Annotated in this window: 15 protein-coding genes; 5 read left to right on the top strand and 10 right to left on the bottom strand. The window is 63.5% G+C overall.

The features are described 5' to 3' along the window. Positions 1-543, top strand: coding sequence for a TRAP transporter small permease subunit (locus tag MA04_RS10455; protein ID WP_240342698.1), 543 nt, complete (start codon positions 1-3; stop codon positions 541-543). Next, positions 540-1,859 (top strand): TRAP transporter large permease, encoded by a 1,320-nt coding sequence (locus MA04_RS10450; protein ID WP_163124345.1) that lies wholly within the window; start codon positions 540-542, stop codon positions 1,857-1,859. Before MA04_RS10455 ends, MA04_RS10450 begins: the two co-directional genes overlap by 4 nt. Positions 1,860-2,043: 184 nt before the next feature. On the opposite strand, the gene MA04_RS10445 is transcribed toward MA04_RS10450, so the two are convergent. The 6 genes from MA04_RS10445 to MA04_RS10420 form a co-directional block, all read right to left on the bottom strand. After that, complete coding sequence (locus MA04_RS10445) at positions 2,044-2,235, bottom strand: hypothetical protein (protein ID WP_163124348.1); 192 nt, start codon at positions 2,233-2,235, stop codon at positions 2,044-2,046. Next, complete coding sequence (locus tag MA04_RS10440) at positions 2,232-3,368, bottom strand: PepSY-associated TM helix domain-containing protein (RefSeq protein ID WP_163124351.1); 1,137 nt, start codon at positions 3,366-3,368, stop codon at positions 2,232-2,234. The genes MA04_RS10445 and MA04_RS10440 overlap by 4 nt, the downstream gene beginning before the upstream one ends. A 23-nt stretch (positions 3,369-3,391) precedes the next feature. After that, a complete protein-coding gene (locus MA04_RS10435; RefSeq protein WP_262460365.1) occupies positions 3,392-5,815 on the bottom strand; it encodes a TonB-dependent receptor in 2,424 nt (807 codons plus the stop codon). A 67-nt stretch (positions 5,816-5,882) separates the two neighbouring features. After that, positions 5,883-6,899 (bottom strand): FecR domain-containing protein, encoded by a 1,017-nt coding sequence (locus MA04_RS10430; RefSeq protein WP_262460364.1) that lies wholly within the window; start codon positions 6,897-6,899, stop codon positions 5,883-5,885. Beyond that, positions 6,896-7,405, bottom strand: a complete 510-nt coding sequence (locus tag MA04_RS10425) for a sigma-70 family RNA polymerase sigma factor (RefSeq protein WP_063141564.1) — start codon at positions 7,403-7,405, stop codon at positions 6,896-6,898. Before MA04_RS10425 ends, MA04_RS10430 begins: the two co-directional genes overlap by 4 nt. A 194-nt stretch (positions 7,406-7,599) precedes the next feature. Then, the gene (locus MA04_RS10420; protein ID WP_163124363.1) at positions 7,600-8,796 is read right to left on the bottom strand and encodes a saccharopine dehydrogenase family protein; all 1,197 of its coding nucleotides are present in this window, start codon (positions 8,794-8,796) and stop codon (positions 7,600-7,602) included. 123 nt (positions 8,797-8,919) lie between these two features. On the opposite strand from MA04_RS10420, the gene MA04_RS10415 reads away from it, so the two are divergent. Beyond that, positions 8,920-9,432, top strand: coding sequence for a DUF2505 domain-containing protein (locus tag MA04_RS10415; protein ID WP_163124366.1), 513 nt, complete (start codon positions 8,920-8,922; stop codon positions 9,430-9,432). A gap of 222 nt (positions 9,433-9,654) precedes the next feature. Here MA04_RS10415 and MA04_RS10410 read toward each other — a convergent pair whose 3' ends face one another. From MA04_RS10410 to MA04_RS10395, 4 genes are all read right to left on the bottom strand, one after another. Next, positions 9,655-10,443, bottom strand: coding sequence for an SDR family NAD(P)-dependent oxidoreductase (locus MA04_RS10410; RefSeq protein ID WP_262460363.1), 789 nt, complete (start codon positions 10,441-10,443; stop codon positions 9,655-9,657). 27 nt (positions 10,444-10,470) lie between these two features. Continuing rightward, positions 10,471-11,766 carry a dicarboxylate/amino acid:cation symporter gene (locus MA04_RS10405; RefSeq protein ID WP_163124372.1) on the bottom strand — a complete coding sequence of 432 codons (1,296 nt, stop codon included), beginning with the start codon at positions 11,764-11,766 and terminating at the stop codon, positions 10,471-10,473. Positions 11,767-11,844: 78 nt separating this feature from the next. Next, complete coding sequence (locus tag MA04_RS10400) at positions 11,845-12,336, bottom strand: EVE domain-containing protein (RefSeq protein ID WP_163124375.1); 492 nt, start codon at positions 12,334-12,336, stop codon at positions 11,845-11,847. Positions 12,337-12,404: 68 nt separating this feature from the next. Next, entirely contained in the window at positions 12,405-12,818 is a 414-nt protein-coding gene (locus tag MA04_RS10395) for a hypothetical protein (RefSeq protein WP_163124378.1), read from the bottom strand. 168 nt (positions 12,819-12,986) lie between these two features. Here MA04_RS10395 and prmB point away from each other — a divergent pair, with 168 nt between their 5' ends. Beyond that, positions 12,987-13,913 (top strand): 50S ribosomal protein L3 N(5)-glutamine methyltransferase, encoded by a 927-nt coding sequence (prmB, locus tag MA04_RS10390; protein ID WP_163124381.1) that lies wholly within the window; start codon positions 12,987-12,989, stop codon positions 13,911-13,913. 27 nt (positions 13,914-13,940) lie between these two features. Beyond that, positions 13,941-15,047, top strand: coding sequence for a chorismate synthase (gene aroC, locus MA04_RS10385; RefSeq protein WP_262460362.1), 1,107 nt, complete (start codon positions 13,941-13,943; stop codon positions 15,045-15,047). Positions 15,048-15,176: the final 129 nt, after the last annotated feature.

Here is a 15,176-nt window from a genome sequence, read left to right as displayed (position 1 = left end):
ATGGATGGGTTGTTGAACCGTTTTGTAGTGAACCGCCTTGAGCCCGTGGTGCGGGCCGCAGGCTGGGTGGCCCGTGCCGCCGTGCTGATGCTGGTGGTTCTGGTCGCCACCAATGTGCTGCTGCGTTATGTGTTGTCCTGGAGTCCGGTGGGCATGCAGGAAGCCGAATGGCATCTGGTCTCGCCGATCGCGTTGCTCGGCATGGCCTACGCGGTCTATCACCGCGCGGATGTGCGGGTGGATTTTCTTTATGAACGCTTCGGGCCACGCACGCGAGAAGGGATCGATTTGCTCGCCAGTCTGCTGACTCTGGCCGTCGGCATGCTCATCGCCTCGCTGGCGATACCCTATGTGATGCAGTCCTATCACACCGGTGAGGGATCGCCGGATCCCGGCGGCCTGCCTTACCGCTATTTGCTCAAAGTATTCATTCCATTGGGATTCGCGTTACTGGCGTTGCAGGGATTGATCGACGTGCTGCGTGCCGGGGCGCGGTTGTTTTCCCGCGCAGCACCCGAGGATAGCCGGGAGCCCCGCCCATGAGCGGTAATGAGTGGTTGATACTGGCACTGATCGGCGGCTTTCTGACGCTGATGATGATCGGCGTGCCGGTGGCCATTTCACTGGCGGTATCGGGATTCACCGTCGGCTTCATCGGCTTCGGTCCCATGCTGTTTTCACTGTTGCCCGCGCGCCTCTACGGCGTGGTCACCAACTACACCATGCTGGCGATCCCACTGTTCGTGTTCATGGGCGTGATGCTGGAAAAATCGCGGGTGGCGGAGGATATGCTGGAAACCATCGGCCGCCTGATGGGGCCGGTGAACGGCGGCATGGGCATCGCCATCGTCATTGTCGGCGTGCTGATGGGGGCGTCCACCGGTATTGTCGGCGCCACCGTGGTGACCGTGGCGATGCTGACCCTGCCGACGCTGATGCGTCGCGGTTACGCCCCGTCCATCGCCTCCGGCACAATCTGCGCGTCGGGCACGCTGGGGCAAATCATTCCTCCCAGTCTGGTGCTGATTCTGCTTGCCGAAATCGTCGGTGAATCGGTGGGCACGCTGTTCGCCGCGGCTTTCCTGCCCGGCCTGGTGCTGGCGCTGGTGTACGTTGTGTTTCTGCTGATACTGGGCCGGTGGCGGCCATCCTGGGTGCCGGCGATTCCCGCCGGGGAACGGGCGACATCGGGTGGGCTGGGCGGTGACCTGCTGCGCACCGTTTTGCCGCCGTTGCTGCTGATGATGGCGGTGCTGGGGTCGATCATCGCCGGTATCGCCGCGCCCACCGAAGCGGCCTCCATGGGGGCGCTCGGCAGCGCCTTGATCGCGCTCGCTGCCCGCCGTATGAACGCCACGTTGCTACGCGAAACGCTGCACGGCACCTTGACCATCACCGCCATGGTGTTCTTCATCCTGTTGTGCGCTCAGCCCTTCGCGCTGGCCTTCCGTGGGCTCGGAGGCGATAACCTGGTGCATGAGCTGTTCGCGCTGCTGCCCGGGGGCGAAATTGGCGCCGTGTTGTTTCTGATGTTGCTGTTGTTCGTGCTCGGCTTCTTTCTCGAGTGGATCGAGATTTCCTATATCGCGTTGCCCATGTTTCTGCCGGTATTCCATGGCTACGGCACCGACATGGTGTGGCTGGCGACGCTGGTGGCGATGAATTTGCAAATGTCGTTCCTGACACCACCGTTTGGCTGGGCGCTGTTCTTCCTCAAGGGTGTGGCGCCGCCGGGGATCACCACCCGTCACATCTATCTCGGCGCCTTGCCATTCGTGTTGCTGCAAATGCTGGCGGTGATGATCCTGTTTTTCGTACCCGAGGTGGCTACCTGGCTGCCCAAGGCCATCGGTTGGTGATTCGCCTGCCTTGCAAAAAAAAATCGCGGTTCTTTTCGCAAGCGCCGGACCTCGGGAACATGAAATTAGAGGTCGCTACAAGGCTGGCTCCCACAGCGGCTTTAGCCGCGAGTCGGCGTGCCAGTGTTGCGCATAGGCCAGCTGGCCCACAACGGTGCTTCATACAGGGAAGGACCGCGACGGATCAGACGCGCCGCGGACGCAGGGCGATGATGACCGGCACCGCCAGGCACAGCCAGGACAAGGCATCCCACACGCCGTCGGCAAGCAGGGCGGACACCAGCCCCACCGCGCTGATCACGCCGATCCAGAACGGGATGCGGAAAATGCCCCACAGCCCGGTGGGTTTTGCCACGGCTCGTTGCTGCATGTTCATGCGGTGTCCTCCAGCAGGTAATCCGGTTCTTCTTCCGTGGCTCGTTTGCTGCCGCGTCTTTTGCCGAGCCACAAGTACAATCCGCTAACGAGCACCACGATGGTGATCAGATCGAGCACCGTCCACAGCAGTTTCAACGGCAGGCCGCCGTAGTCACCGAAGTGCAGCGGCTGTGACAGAAACAGGGTCTGGGCGTACCAGGGCATGGCGCGGGTGGCGGTGATCTCGCCGCTGGCGGCGTCCGCCAGCACCGGAGTCAGTACGCGGCTGGTCACCGGGGTATTGCCCACCAGATAGACGCCGTAGTGATGCGGGCTGGCGAACGGCGTGCCGGGAAAGGCCAGGGTAAGCAGGTGACTATCCGGAAAAGCGGCCCGCACTTCCCCGGTAACCCGGTCCGCGGCGGCGTAGTGTTCCGGCACTGGCCGGTCCCGATGAGAGGCGCTCATCGCCGCCAGCTCGCTGGCCTGCCACAGGCGCTCGATGGGCACCGCCAGGGTATTGATCATCCCGGTCAGGGTGACCACCGTGAGCCAGACCACGGTGACGATGCCCAGCAGGTTGTGCAAATCCAGCCAGCGCAGGCGCCGGCTGCGCTGGGTACGTACCGTGGCGAAGGGCTGTTTGCGCATGAACGGCGCGTACAGCACCACGCCGCTGACGATGGCCACCATCACCAGCAGTCCCATCAAGCCCAGAAACAGCATGCCCGGCAGCGCGGCGAACAAGTCCACGTGCAGACGCCTCATTACATACATGAAGCCTTCCGTGGGCTGGGCCACCTGCAGTTGCCGGCCATTACGCAGATCGAAGGTCTGGTAGTGAAAGGTTTCCGGGGCGCTCATCGGCGAGGCGCCGGTGGCTACGATGACCAGAGGATCCTCGTCATCGAAGAACGCATAGAGGACTTGTTCATCCGGGCGGTTGTGGTCCGCCTGGTCGATGATGCTCTGTACCGCTACCGTGGTGTGATCCTCGGGCAGGGTTTCCAGTTCCGGCAGCGTCAGATGTTCGATCTCATGATGAAAGATCAGCGGCAGACCGGTCAGGCACAGCATCAGCATGAACACGGTGGCGACCAGGCTGGTCCACTTGTGCACGAAGGACCAGATGCGAAAAGCTCGGGATGTCATGGTTCTTATCTCCGCCGGTGGCCTTACAGATCCATGGTCACGGACAGGGTGAAGGTGCGCGGCACGCCGATGTTCACCCCTTCATAGCCGCTCGCCCCCTGCCAGTAATCCTCGCCGAGCGCGTTTTCCAGATTGGCGCGCAGCACCACCGGCGTGCCGGACAGATTGAGCCGATAACGGGCACCCAGGTCCACCCGGTGCCAATCGGGAATGGTGCGGGTGTTGGCGGCGTCCAGATAAGCTTCGCCGGTGTAAATCCAGCGGGCGCCGAGACTGATTTGGCCGGACAGGTCCCAGTCGAACCCCAGGTTGGCTTGCTTGCGGGAAACGCCGGGGGCATCGTTGTCGTCATTGTCGCCGCCCTCTGTATCGGTCAGGCGAGGCTGGATATAACTCAGGCCGGAAAGTACGCGCAGGCCCTTCACGGGCTCACCGAAAAGACTCACTTCAACGCCCCGGTTACGCTGCTCACCATCGGCTTTGAAAACCTGGTCACTGTTCACGTAGGCGCTGGGTTTGGTGATCTGATAGGCGGCGAGAGTCGTGCCAAAGCGGCCGGTGTCGTACTTCACACCTATTTCATACTGCTTGGTTTTGTAGGGCGGCAATCCCGGACCCTGTTTGCCAGTGGGGAGGATCGGGCGCTGACCGGGACTGAGGCCTTGAATGGCGTTGGCATAAAAAGTGAAGCCATCAGCAGGCATCACTGCCAAGCTCACCAGAGGACTCCACAGCGCTTCATTGTATGAGGGCATTTGTGTACCGGTATTCTGGTCAAGCTCGTCGCTCTTGATCCACTGGCGGCGGGCTCCCAGGGTGAACTGCAGGCGATCCTCCAGCATCAACAGCCGGTCGGTGATGGTCAGGCCGCTGTAGGTTTGCTCCAGAGTGGTGGGGATGTGACCATCCAAGGCGGAGTAGTCCACGTCCAGATCCCTGGCGGGATCGTAGAGATTGCCTGCTTCCTGCTCAGTAGCGAAGAGATAGACCAGCCCTTCACGATGTTTAAGACGATCCACACTCAGTGACCACTGATGATTCACGGCACCGGTGGCGAAGCGTCCGCGCAGCCCGGTCTGTGCCACCAGGGTGCGTCGCTCGGCGCGTTGGCGCGCGCTGCCGAACGTTGCCTCGCCGCTGTCACCGTCGGTAATGAACACGTTGGCGGCGACGGTATCCCATTCGTTCTTGCGACCACCGAAGGTAAGAAAGCCGGTGACATGATCGTTGAAGTCGTATTCGGCGTTGTTGGCGATGGACAGGGTCTGGGCATCGGAATAGGAGTTCTTCATGCCGAACAGACGGTCGGAGTCCGGGGCGTCCGGCATCGACACGCCTTCAGCCACCTGGATCGGCCGGATCACACCGTCCAGCTTTTCTTTCTGGAACAGTAGATCGGAGGACAGACGCAAGCGCTCGCCTTGATAATCCAGCGCCAGAGTCATCAACGGGAATTCCCGGCTCTGGTCTTCCAGAGCGGTGCCGCCCTGACGATAGACGCCGTTGAAGCGCACGCCGAAACGCTTTTCGTCACCGAACCGTCGCCCCACATCCACATGAGTGCCGACCTGACTGTCGGAGGTGTAGTCCACACTGAGCCGTGTCAGCGGCTGCGCCGCCGCCCGTTTGGGCACCACATTGATGGCGCCGCCGACGCTGCCGCTGGGGGCCATGCCGTTGAGCAGGGCGTTGGGGCCGCGGATCAGTTCCACCCGCTCGGCGAACTCAATCGGTACCCGCCAATAGGGCAGCAGGCCATAGACGCCATTGAGTGCCACATCATGGTTGTTCACCGGAAAACCACGAATAGTGTAGCTGTCGTTGAGGTCGCCACGGGCGCCGGTGAGACGTACCGCGGCGCTGTTGTTCACCAGGATATCGGCGACGCTGCGCGCCTGCTGATCGTCCACCAGTTCGGCGGTGTAGGCGGTGATATTGAACGGCGCTTCCATCATATCCATGTCACCCAGCACACCGACGCGGCCGCCGCTGGCCACCTGACCGCCGGCGTACACCGGCACCGGCATGGCGGCGCTGGAGACCGGGACATCGGCGCTGACGTCGATCGGCGCCAGACGTGACGCCGCCGGTTGGATTCGATAGCCGCCCTGGCCGTTGGTGCGTGCTTGCAACGCCGTGCCCGCCAGCAAGTGCTGGAGACCATCCGCCACTGTATAGCTGCCATTGAGTCCGGGGCTGCGCAGATCCTTTACCAGCTCGGGAGAGAACGACAGCAGGATCCGCGCCTGTTGACCAAAGCGGTTCAGGGCCGCTTCCAGGGGCCCGGCGGGGATGTTGTAGCGCTGCCGTGCTTCCGCATTGGCAGCGGCGTTCTGGGCCTGCGCGGCAACGGGCAGCAGCGGCAGGCCCAGGCTGAGGATAACCAGCAGGGACCGTCCCAGGGAGGGAAAGGGCCGGCAAGCAAGGGAGGTCAACGAAACAGGCATCAGGGACTCCGGATCAAGGGAGATAAGTGGGTTTACCTCCTATGTCCCGCGAGTCGTGCAAAACAGCTCACCCGGAAGACGATTTTGGCAAAATCCGTACCCAATAGCGGGTCAGGAAGCGCACTTCCACCGGCAGGATGCCGGGCAGGGCGGTCAGTACGCGGTCGCTGTCGGCCAGCGGATAGGTGCCGGACAGGCGCAGGTCCGCCACCGCCGGGTCGCAACTCAGAGAGCCATTGCGATAACGGCTCAGTTCCGCCAGGAAATCCGCCAGACGCTGGTTGCTGGCCACCAGCATGCCATGGGTCCAGGCCGCGGCGTTGTCGTCCAGCGGAGCCGCTGGCGTCACGCCAAAGGCGTTGAAGCGCCGCTGTTGGTCGGCCGGCACTCTGGCAGCCTCGTGCCCCTGGCCGCGCGGATGGATCGCCACCACGCCTTCGAGCACGCTGAGACGAATGGCATCCTCCAGGACCCGCACCGTGAAGCGGGTGCCCAAAGGGCGCAGTTCTCCCTGCCCGGTTTCGACCACCAGCGGGCGGCGGTCCTGGCCGGTGGTGACCATGATTTCGCCGGCAATCAGGCGCAGCCGCCGTTCGTGATCGTCGAACAGCACATCCACGGCGCTGTCGGTATTCAGTGTCAGTTCGGTGCCGTCCTCGAGCCGGTGGGTGGCACGCTCGCCCACCGCGGTGCGCAAGTCCGCCCGCCACACCGGCCAGGCATCACGGGTGCTCCAGGCGCCGCCACCGAGAAACAAGGCGGCGACCAGCGATTGCACCACACGCCGGCGCGTGCGCGACCGGGAAGAGAGAGGAGGCGTGAGCAGGGTGGCCCGGGCCAGCGGAGCCCGGTGCGGGCCGCCGAGATCGCGCAGGCGCTGATTGACCTGCTCGATGTGCCGCCAGGCGCGGCGGTGATCCGGATCGGCATCGTGCCAATGGCGAAACGCCTCCTGGCGGTCGGGGGCCATGTCGCCGGATTGCCACTCCACCAGCCATTCCACCGCCTGCCGTGCAATCTCCTTGGGAACGTCCGGCGGGGTGGGCAGACCTTCCTCGGTGGCGGCGGACCAGGACTCACTCATGCGCTTTCCAGAGCGAAGTAGCATTGGGCGGAGGCGCGAATCAGGTAGCGCTTCACCGTGCTGATCGACAGGTTCAGCTCGTCGGCGATGGCCTGATGGGTGAGGCCGTCCAACTGGGCGTAAAGAAAAGCGCGCTTCACCGGCAACGGCAGATCGCCCAGCATCCGGTCCACCTGGTGCAAGGCTTCCAGCAGCAGAGCGTGTTCCTCCGGAGAGGGCGCCTGCTCCTCGGGCAGCGCCGCCAGACTCTTCAGGTAAGCGGCTTCCACTTGCTCGCGGCGCCAGTGGTTGGACAGCACCCGGCTGGCCAGGGTGGTGAGAAAGGCCCGCGGTTCGCGCACGGTAATGGCTTCCCGACGCACCAGCAGGCGCATGAAAGTGTCATGGGTGAGGTCATCGGCACGCTGATGGCAGCCGAGCTTGCGACGGAACCAGCTCACCAGCCAGCGCTGGTGGTCGCCATAAAGCCGGTCGATTTGCTGGTGCCACTGGCCGCCACTCGCCATCGCGGATCGTCTTCCCCGTGCTCATTCATGATAATAATAATGGTTATCATTATGGGGGCTGGCGCGGCAGCGCGCAATTGCGGGAAAGGCCCGATGCTGCCCGGCGGTTTCCACGGAAAAGACTACGAAGCCGCTGTGGGAGTTTGTCCGGGCGGCGGGCCGCTGCAAGCGAATGGGCTATTCACTTGGTCTCCTTATCCGCTGGTCTGGTGGAGCTCCTCGAAACGGATGCCGGCGTTGATCAGGCGCTCCAACAGTTGGTCACGCAGCGCCATCACCGGGGTGATGACGCCGGTATCCCGCGGCTGGCCCGGATCCAGAGCCAGCGCCATGGCGGTTTCGGCAAGCATGCAGGCGGTTTCGTCGTAGCCGGGGTCGCCACCGGACACCCGGCACAACACTTCGCTGTCTCCGCAACGACCGCGTAGCCGCACCTGGAACCAGGAGCGGGCACGGGTGGCCGCGTCCGGGCCTTCGCCTGCGGGGCGGCGTTGCAACAGCCAGCGCCGCAGCGGGCCCACTTGCGCCGCGCCGATCAGCGCGCCGACGGCGGCGGCACCCAGGCCCAGCTTGAGCGGATTGCCGCTGGCCAGGTAATGGCCATAGCGGAATTGCGGGCCATAGCGCTCCAGAGCGCGGGCGGAGCGCAGCACCACCATCGGGTCGATGGTTGGCAGCGGTGCCAGCCAGCCGCCCAGATCCGCGTCGCGCCGTGCGCGGAAGGGCACCGTGGCGACCTGCCTCGGATAGTCCCGGCGCAGTTGCTCGTTGGCCCGGCGCAGGCTATCGCGATTGGCGCCGGGGCGGGCGAAGGCTTCCAGGGCGGAATGCCAAGTGCCGCCGGAAAACTCCGCGGAAGCGGTCAGCGCCCCTTCCACCGTTACCGGCTGGTCCAGCGGGCGGCCGTGGGCCTGGGTCAGCCGGTTGATGGTGAACAGCACACCGACGTCGTAGGGAATGGAGTCGAAGCCGCAACTGTTGACGATGGCACAGCCGGCGTCGCGGGCGGCGGCATGGTGCTCCAGCAGCAGGCGATTGACGAACTCCGGCTCGCCAGTGAGATCACAGTAGTGGGTACCCTGGCCGATGCAGGCCCGCACCAGCGGTTCACCATGACGGACATAGGGCCCCACCGTGCTGACCAGCACCCGGGTCCTGGCGGCCATGGCATCGAGGCTGGTGTCGTCGTCGCTGCAGGCAATCAGCAGATCCGGACGGTGGCCGCGCTGTTCCAGGGCGGCGGCGATTTTCTCCAGACCATCGCGGTGCCGTCCGGCAATCGCCCAGCGGACATCCCGGGGCAAATGACAGCTCAGGTAGCGGGCGGTGAGTCCGCCGGTGAAACCGGTGGCGCCATACAACACCAAGGCATAGGGACGTGTGTCGCTCATGCTGCCCCCCGATCCTGTTCAGAACTGGTATTCCAGTGTACCTTCCCCGCCGTTTCTGGCCCATCATAGAGTTCTTTGCACACAGGCTTTCTGGCCAATACGAAAAAACGTTCGGGAGACAACATGGAAATGACGGTGGAGCGCCGCTATCCGGTGGATGTGGAAACGTTGTACGCGATTCTGACCAGCAAGGCGTTTTTCGAGCAGCGTTATGCCTGGGGGAAGGTGGAGGATTATCGCTTTGATGCCTTTGAACAGACCGAGGACGGCGCGCTGATCCGTATCGTCCAGCCGATTACCATCCGCGCTGATAAAATTCCCGGTTTCGCCCGCCGCTTTTTGCCCACCCGGGCCGACCTGACCACGGAATTCCGTTGGCACCCGGCGCCGGAAGGCGGGTACCGCGCGGAATACCGCTTCGCCCTCGGCAATGTGCCGGTGAAAGTCAACGGCACCATGACACTGTTACCCGGCAGCGATGGCGGCGGCGAATCCCGCCAGATCACCCAGGTGGCGGTGCGCTCCTCGGTGCCTCTGGTGGGTGGCAAACTGGAAAAACTGATCGGCCAGCGTTTCGACCAGGCCTTGGAAGGGGACTATCGGGCCACGCTGCGGTACATAGAAGAAAAGCAGTGAAGAGTTAATAGGGAACAGAGAACAGGGAACAGTGAATAGTGAATAGTTAACAGCGCAAAGAAAGCGGCGTTGCGATGACGCAAAGGCCGTTTGCCGATCCGCAATAGTCCGCTTTTTTATTTTTCCAATCAAAGAGGCCGCGTCCAGGGTGGGGCGCGGCCTCTTTGATTTCAGTTACCGCCTTTCGTAGCGCGCGAACTATTCACTGTTCCCTATTCACTGTTAACTGCGTTTTTTCCATTTATGGAAAAATCGCACCGGGTTGCGCCGCTTGCGGCGCCAGGCGCGGCGGGCTTCCGCTTGCGGGAAAATGTACAGCGCCCGTTTGGCGGTGGCGCCGAGGATTTCCCTGGCGACGGTGTCGACGTCATCGGCGGCGCGGCGCATGGCCCGTTCCAGGCGCGCCCGGCTGAGCGGGTCGGCACCGGTCAGCCGCTGATGCAGCGTGCTGGCGAAGAGGTCGGGACAGGCCACGCTGACGGCGATGTCGGTGCCGGCCAGTTCCGCCGCCAGCGCCTCGCTGAGCCGCACCAGGGCGCCGCTGCAGGCGGCGTAGCTGCTCAGTCCGGGTGGTCCGGTGATGCCCGCCAGCGCCGAAATATTGATCAGGTGGCCGCTGTTCTGGGGTTTCATCTGCGCCAGCGCCGCCCGGCACACGTACACGGTGCCCATTACATTGGTCCGCCACAGCGTTTCCCAGCCGTGGTTGCCGAGGGCCTCGAACGGACCGGTGTCGGCGACGCCGGCGTTGTTGATCACCACGTCCAGCCGTTCCCAGCGCCGCTGTATTCGTGCCATTGCCTGACGGACCGCGCGTTCATCACTGACGTCGGCGTGCAGGAATAACACCTCGCCGGTACGGCCGCGCAGGGTATTGGCCAGGGTTTGCCCGGCCAGTTCGTCACGATCCAGCAGCGCCAGCCGGTAATCATCAACGGCCGCCCGGGCCAGGGCGGCGCCCAGACCGTGGGCGGCACCGGTGATCAGCATCACGGGGCTGGCCTGACTCATGGCCGGTGCTCGCGCCGCAGGCCAGGTCTACACCGCATGACGTTGGCCATCCAGTTGGCGCATCGGGGTTTGCAGCACATTTTCCTCGCCTTCACTGCGGGCCAGCAGCACGGCGCCGACACTGTCGCCCCACACATTCACCGCGGTACGGCACATGTCGAGAATACGGTCGGTGACCAGAATCAAACCAATCGCCTCCGCCGGCAGGCCGATGATGCCGAGGATCACGGTGATCGCCACCAGGCTGGCGGCGGGGATGCTGGCAACGCCGATGGAAGTGATCAGAGCGGTGAAAACAATGGCGAACTGCATGCCGAAGGACAGATCCAGACCATAGGCCTGGGCGATGAAAATGGCGGCGGCGCACTCGTACAGCGCGGTGCCGTCCATGTTCACGGTGGCGCCCAGCGGCAGCACGAAACTGGCGGTGCGCTTGGAGACACCGGACCGCTTTTGCACGCAATCCATGGTCAACGGCAAGGTGGCGGCGGAGCTGGCCGAGGAGAACGCGGTCATCAGCGCCGGTGACATGGCCTGGAAATGGCGCCAGGGTGAGCGTTGCGCCAACACCCGGATCAGCAGTGGCATCACCACGAAGGCATGCAGGAACAGGGCGGCGAGTACCGTGAAGAAGAACCACAGCAGCGGTTCCAGGGCGTCCAACCCGGTGCGGGTGACGGTGGCGGCGATCAGACCGAACACGCCCAATGGAGCGAAACGGATGATCAGCATGGTGATGCTGACCATCACGTCGTAGAACCCCTCGACCATGTTGCGCAGGGTTTCGCCCGGCGCTCCGGCCAGCGTCCGCAGGAAAAAGCCGAACAGCAGCGAGAACACGATCAGCCCCAGCATCTGGCCATCGGCGGCGGCCTGCACCAGATTGGGCGGTAACATTTGCAGCAGAATCTGAGTGAACTCGCCGGCGCCCCGGCCTTCGATTTTCTGCAGCACGTCCTGGGTGTTGGCGGCGAAGCCCAGCAGGTCCCGGGCCGGTTCGCCGTCGATGATGCCCGGGGTGATGAGATTCACCAGCAACAAACCGATCAGAATGGCGATCAGGCTGGTGCTCATATAGAACAGCACGGTCTTGGCGCCCAGTCGGCCCAGGTTCTTGCCCTGGCCAACGTTGATCAGACCACTGATGATGGCGGTGGTGATCAAGGGCACCACCAGCATTTTCAAGGCATTGATGAACAGCGTGCCGATCAGGTCATAGGCTTCGATAACGGCGATGCCCAGTATCCGGGTATCTTCACTGGTCACCCAGCCCGCCAGCCCGCCCAAAATCATGGCGAGAAAAATCTGGTGATGCAGTTTCATAGAGTGCCCCACTGCGTTGTTTTTCTTACTTAAGCATACCGGAGGAAACGATGGCGAGTGAAACCGCCTCTTGCCCGGTCAGGCCGCGCCGCCAGCGCCTCGCGGCTCATCGATTCCGCACAGGGCCAGAATCTGCTGGTACTGCCGATCCGTTATCTGCTGGATCGACAGGCGCGGGCGGGTCACCAGCTCCATGTCGGCGAACTCCACGTAATCGCGGATGGTCGCCAGGGAGAGCGGTTCGGGAAAGTGGCGCCGGTAGCGCACATCCACCTGATACCAGCGCGGGTTGTCCGGGTGGCTACGCGGGTCCTCGCCGGCGCCGCCGATAATGAATTGAGAAGGATCCGGATAGGCGTCGGACACCACTTCCGCCTCGCCGACGATGGCGGGCACCTTGCAACTGGAGTGGTAAATCAGAACGCGATCACCGTTGCTCACTTCATCGCGCAACCGGTTGCGAGCCTGATAGTTGCGCACGCCATCCCAGCCGGAGATACCGTCCGGGGCGGCTTGTAAGTCGTCCAGGCTGAAGGCGTCGGGTTCGGTTTTGAATAACCAGATGCGCATGGCTTCCTCATCAGTGTCCGCGAAAAAAGAGGGCGTGATTATTATGGGCAGCGGCCACTTATTCTTTACTACCTGCCTTTGATACTGGCGGCAAGGGTACTGTCCGTTGTATCGGCAGGAAGCTCACTGAGTAGCCGGGTTCTCGCCTGCTCGAGCGATAACGCCGTGCTGACGGTAAACGCCGGCTTATTGAGCGTCAGCATCATGTGCGCGAAGGTTCGGTTGAGCGCGCTTTCCAGCACGATGACCTTGTGCGCGGTGATCCGCGCGAAATCGGCGCCGCAGGCAAAGCGCGCGGCACGCATGTCGAGGCTGCCGATATTGCCGCAGTAGATGACGTGCTGACGCCGTTCGCCATGCATATGAAACAGCGCCAGCCGCTGACGGTAGATACGCCACTGCACCGCCGGATCCACATCAATGCCATCGGGCAGTTCGACCAGGGTCAGGGGGCCGTCCTGACGGACGGTGAGGGAGGGCATGGGGTTATCGCATCCTGCTTATTTTGGGCAACCTTGTGAGAGTGGCGCAGGTGGGCCCGGGAAATCAATCCGGTGAAAGTGCTATGTGGGGGCCGGCCAGCGGACCGCGACCCTCCATCCCGCGCCGTTCTATGCTAATCTTGCGCGCCCATTCGTGGAGGTCCTCAGGTGATCGACGAGATTCAGCAACAACAGGCCCGGGCCACCCTGCGCACGCCCCGGGATTGTCTGCGTTGGGGGGAGAGCTGCCTGCGCCGCGGCGGGGTGTTTCTGGGCCATGGCACCGACGACCATGGTGACGAGGCGCTGGCGCTGCTGTTGCATGTGCTGGCGTTGCCCCACGATACCGACCCCCGCATGCTCGATGCCCGTTTGCTGCCCCATGAAGTGGAAGCCTTCGTGGCCCTGCTGGCGCGCCGCGTCAACGAGCGGGTGCCGACGCCGTATCTGACCGGCCAGGCCTGGTTCTGCGGTCTGCCGTTCCAGGTGGACGAGCGGGTGCTGATCCCCCGTTCGCCGATCGCCGAACTGATCGAAGCCGGTTTCCAGCCCTGGTTGGATCCGGACCAGCCAGTGCGTGCACTGGATTTGTGCACTGGGGGCGGTTGCATCGCCATCGCCATGGCCATGGCACTGGAAGACGCCGAGGTGGATGCCAGCGATATTTCCGCCGACGCCCTGGCGGTGTGCCAGGCCAATATCGATCACTACGGCCTTGGTGACCGGGTGCGGGCGGTGCTTGCGGATGGCTTTGACGGCTTGCGGGGGCGTTATGATCTGATCGTCTCCAACCCGCCTTACGTGGACGCCGCCGATCTCGCCGCCATGCCCGAGGAATTCCACCACGAGCCGGAACTGGCACTGGGTTCCGGCGCCGATGGTCTGGACTTCACCCGCCGTATTCTGGCCGAGGCCGCCGATTATCTGAGCGATGACGGTGTGCTGATCGTGGAGGTGGGCAACAGCGACCAGCACGTGATGGCGGCCTGGCCGGAGGTGCCGTTCCTGTGGCTGGAGTTCGAGCGCGGCGGCCATGGCGTTTTTCTGCTGACACGGCAACAATTGATCGACCATCGTGAGTATTTCGCCGGCTGACCGGCGACCCCTGATCGAGGAGCACGAATGTCTGGGAACAGTTTTGGTGAACGGTTTCGGGTGACCACCTTCGGTGAGAGTCACGGCCCGGCGCTCGGGGCTATCGTCGACGGCTGCCCGCCGGGGCTGGCGTTGAGCGAGGCGGACCTGCAGGGTGAGCTGGATCGGCGTAAACCCGGCACCAGCCGTTACACCACCCAGCGACGCGAACCGGATCAGGTGCGCATCCTCTCCGGCGTGTTCGAAGGCAAGACCACCGGCACGCCGATCGGCTTGCTGATCGAAAACACCGATCAGAAATCCAAGGATTACAGCGAAATCGCCAATACCTTCCGTCCCGGCCACGCCGACTACACCTACACCCAGAAGTACGGCTTCCGTGATTACCGCGGCGGCGGGCGCTCCTCCGCCCGGGAAACCGCCATGCGCGTGGCCGCCGGCGCCATCGCCCGCAAGTTTCTGGCCGAGCGGATCGGGGTGCGGATTTTCGGCGGCGTCGAGCAGATCGGCGATATCCGTGCCGAACAGCTTGACTGGAGCACGGTCAACGACAATCCCTTCTTCTTTCCGGACGCCGACAAAGTCCCTGAACTGGAAGCACTGATCAACGCCCTGCGCAAGGACGGATCTTCCATCGGCGCCCGGGTCACGGTGTTCGCTGACGGCGTGCCGCCGGGCTGGGGCGAACCGGTGTTCGACCGCCTCGACGCCGATCTGGCCAAGGCTCTGATGTCGATCAACGCGGTGAAAGCGGTGGAAGTGGGCGACGGCTTCGAGGTGGTCAACCAGCGCGGCGAACAGCACCGCGACGAGATGACTCCGGAAGGCTTCGTCAGCAACCATGCCGGCGGCGTCCTCGGCGGCATCAGCTCCGGCCAGCGCCTGCGCGCCAGCATCGCCCTCAAGCCCACTTCCAGCATCCTGATCCCGGGCCGCAGCCTGACCCTGGACGGCCAGCCCACCGAAGTGGTCACCAAAGGCCGCCACGACCCCTGCGTCGGCGTGCGCGCCACCCCCATCGCCGAAGCCATGATGGCCCTGGTGCTGATGGACCACTACCTGCGCCACCGCGCGCAAAATGCGGACGTGGTGGCGCCCTTGTCGCCGGTGCCCGGCGACAAGGGCAGTGAATAGGGAACAATGAATAGTTAACAGTGAAAATCAAAAGCGCTGGTCTTTAGCCGCTGTGGGAAGCTTGCTTGCAAGCGAATGGCCCAACGCCGGAGGTCGGGATTCGCCAGCAGGCTGGCTCCCACAGCAAAG

The sequence above is a fragment of the Alloalcanivorax balearicus MACL04 genome (assembly GCF_025532145.1).
GTDB lineage: Bacteria > Pseudomonadota > Gammaproteobacteria > Pseudomonadales > Alcanivoracaceae > Alloalcanivorax > Alloalcanivorax balearicus.
This window is presented reverse-complemented; position numbering and strand designations above follow the sequence as displayed.

Excerpts from the sequence above, each read along its gene's own strand:
- MA04_RS10430 (WP_262460364.1), bottom strand. The coding sequence starts at position 6,899 with ATGAGTGAGTCCTGGTCCGCCGCCACCGAGGAAGGTCTGCCCACCCCG.
- MA04_RS10455 (WP_240342698.1), top strand. The coding sequence starts at position 1 with ATGGATGGGTTGTTGAACCGTTTTGTAGTGAACCGCCTTGAGCCCGTG.
- MA04_RS10395 (WP_163124378.1), bottom strand. The coding sequence starts at position 12,818 with ATGCCCTCCCTCACCGTCCGTCAGGACGGCCCCCTGACCCTGGTCGAA.
- MA04_RS10405 (WP_163124372.1), bottom strand. The coding sequence starts at position 11,766 with ATGAAACTGCATCACCAGATTTTTCTCGCCATGATTTTGGGCGGGCTG.
- MA04_RS10440 (WP_163124351.1), bottom strand. The coding sequence starts at position 3,368 with ATGACATCCCGAGCTTTTCGCATCTGGTCCTTCGTGCACAAGTGGACC.
- MA04_RS10445 (WP_163124348.1), bottom strand. The coding sequence starts at position 2,235 with ATGAACATGCAGCAACGAGCCGTGGCAAAACCCACCGGGCTGTGGGGC.
- MA04_RS10400 (WP_163124375.1), bottom strand. The coding sequence starts at position 12,336 with ATGCGCATCTGGTTATTCAAAACCGAACCCGACGCCTTCAGCCTGGAC.
- MA04_RS10425 (WP_063141564.1), bottom strand. The coding sequence starts at position 7,405 with ATGGCGAGTGGCGGCCAGTGGCACCAGCAAATCGACCGGCTTTATGGC.
- MA04_RS10435 (WP_262460365.1), bottom strand. The coding sequence starts at position 5,815 with ATGCCTGTTTCGTTGACCTCCCTTGCTTGCCGGCCCTTTCCCTCCCTG.
- aroC (WP_262460362.1), top strand. The coding sequence starts at position 13,941 with ATGTCTGGGAACAGTTTTGGTGAACGGTTTCGGGTGACCACCTTCGGT.
- MA04_RS10410 (WP_262460363.1), bottom strand. The coding sequence starts at position 10,443 with ATGAGTCAGGCCAGCCCCGTGATGCTGATCACCGGTGCCGCCCACGGT.
- MA04_RS10415 (WP_163124366.1), top strand. The coding sequence starts at position 8,920 with ATGGAAATGACGGTGGAGCGCCGCTATCCGGTGGATGTGGAAACGTTG.
- MA04_RS10450 (WP_163124345.1), top strand. The coding sequence starts at position 540 with ATGAGCGGTAATGAGTGGTTGATACTGGCACTGATCGGCGGCTTTCTG.
- MA04_RS10420 (WP_163124363.1), bottom strand. The coding sequence starts at position 8,796 with ATGAGCGACACACGTCCCTATGCCTTGGTGTTGTATGGCGCCACCGGT.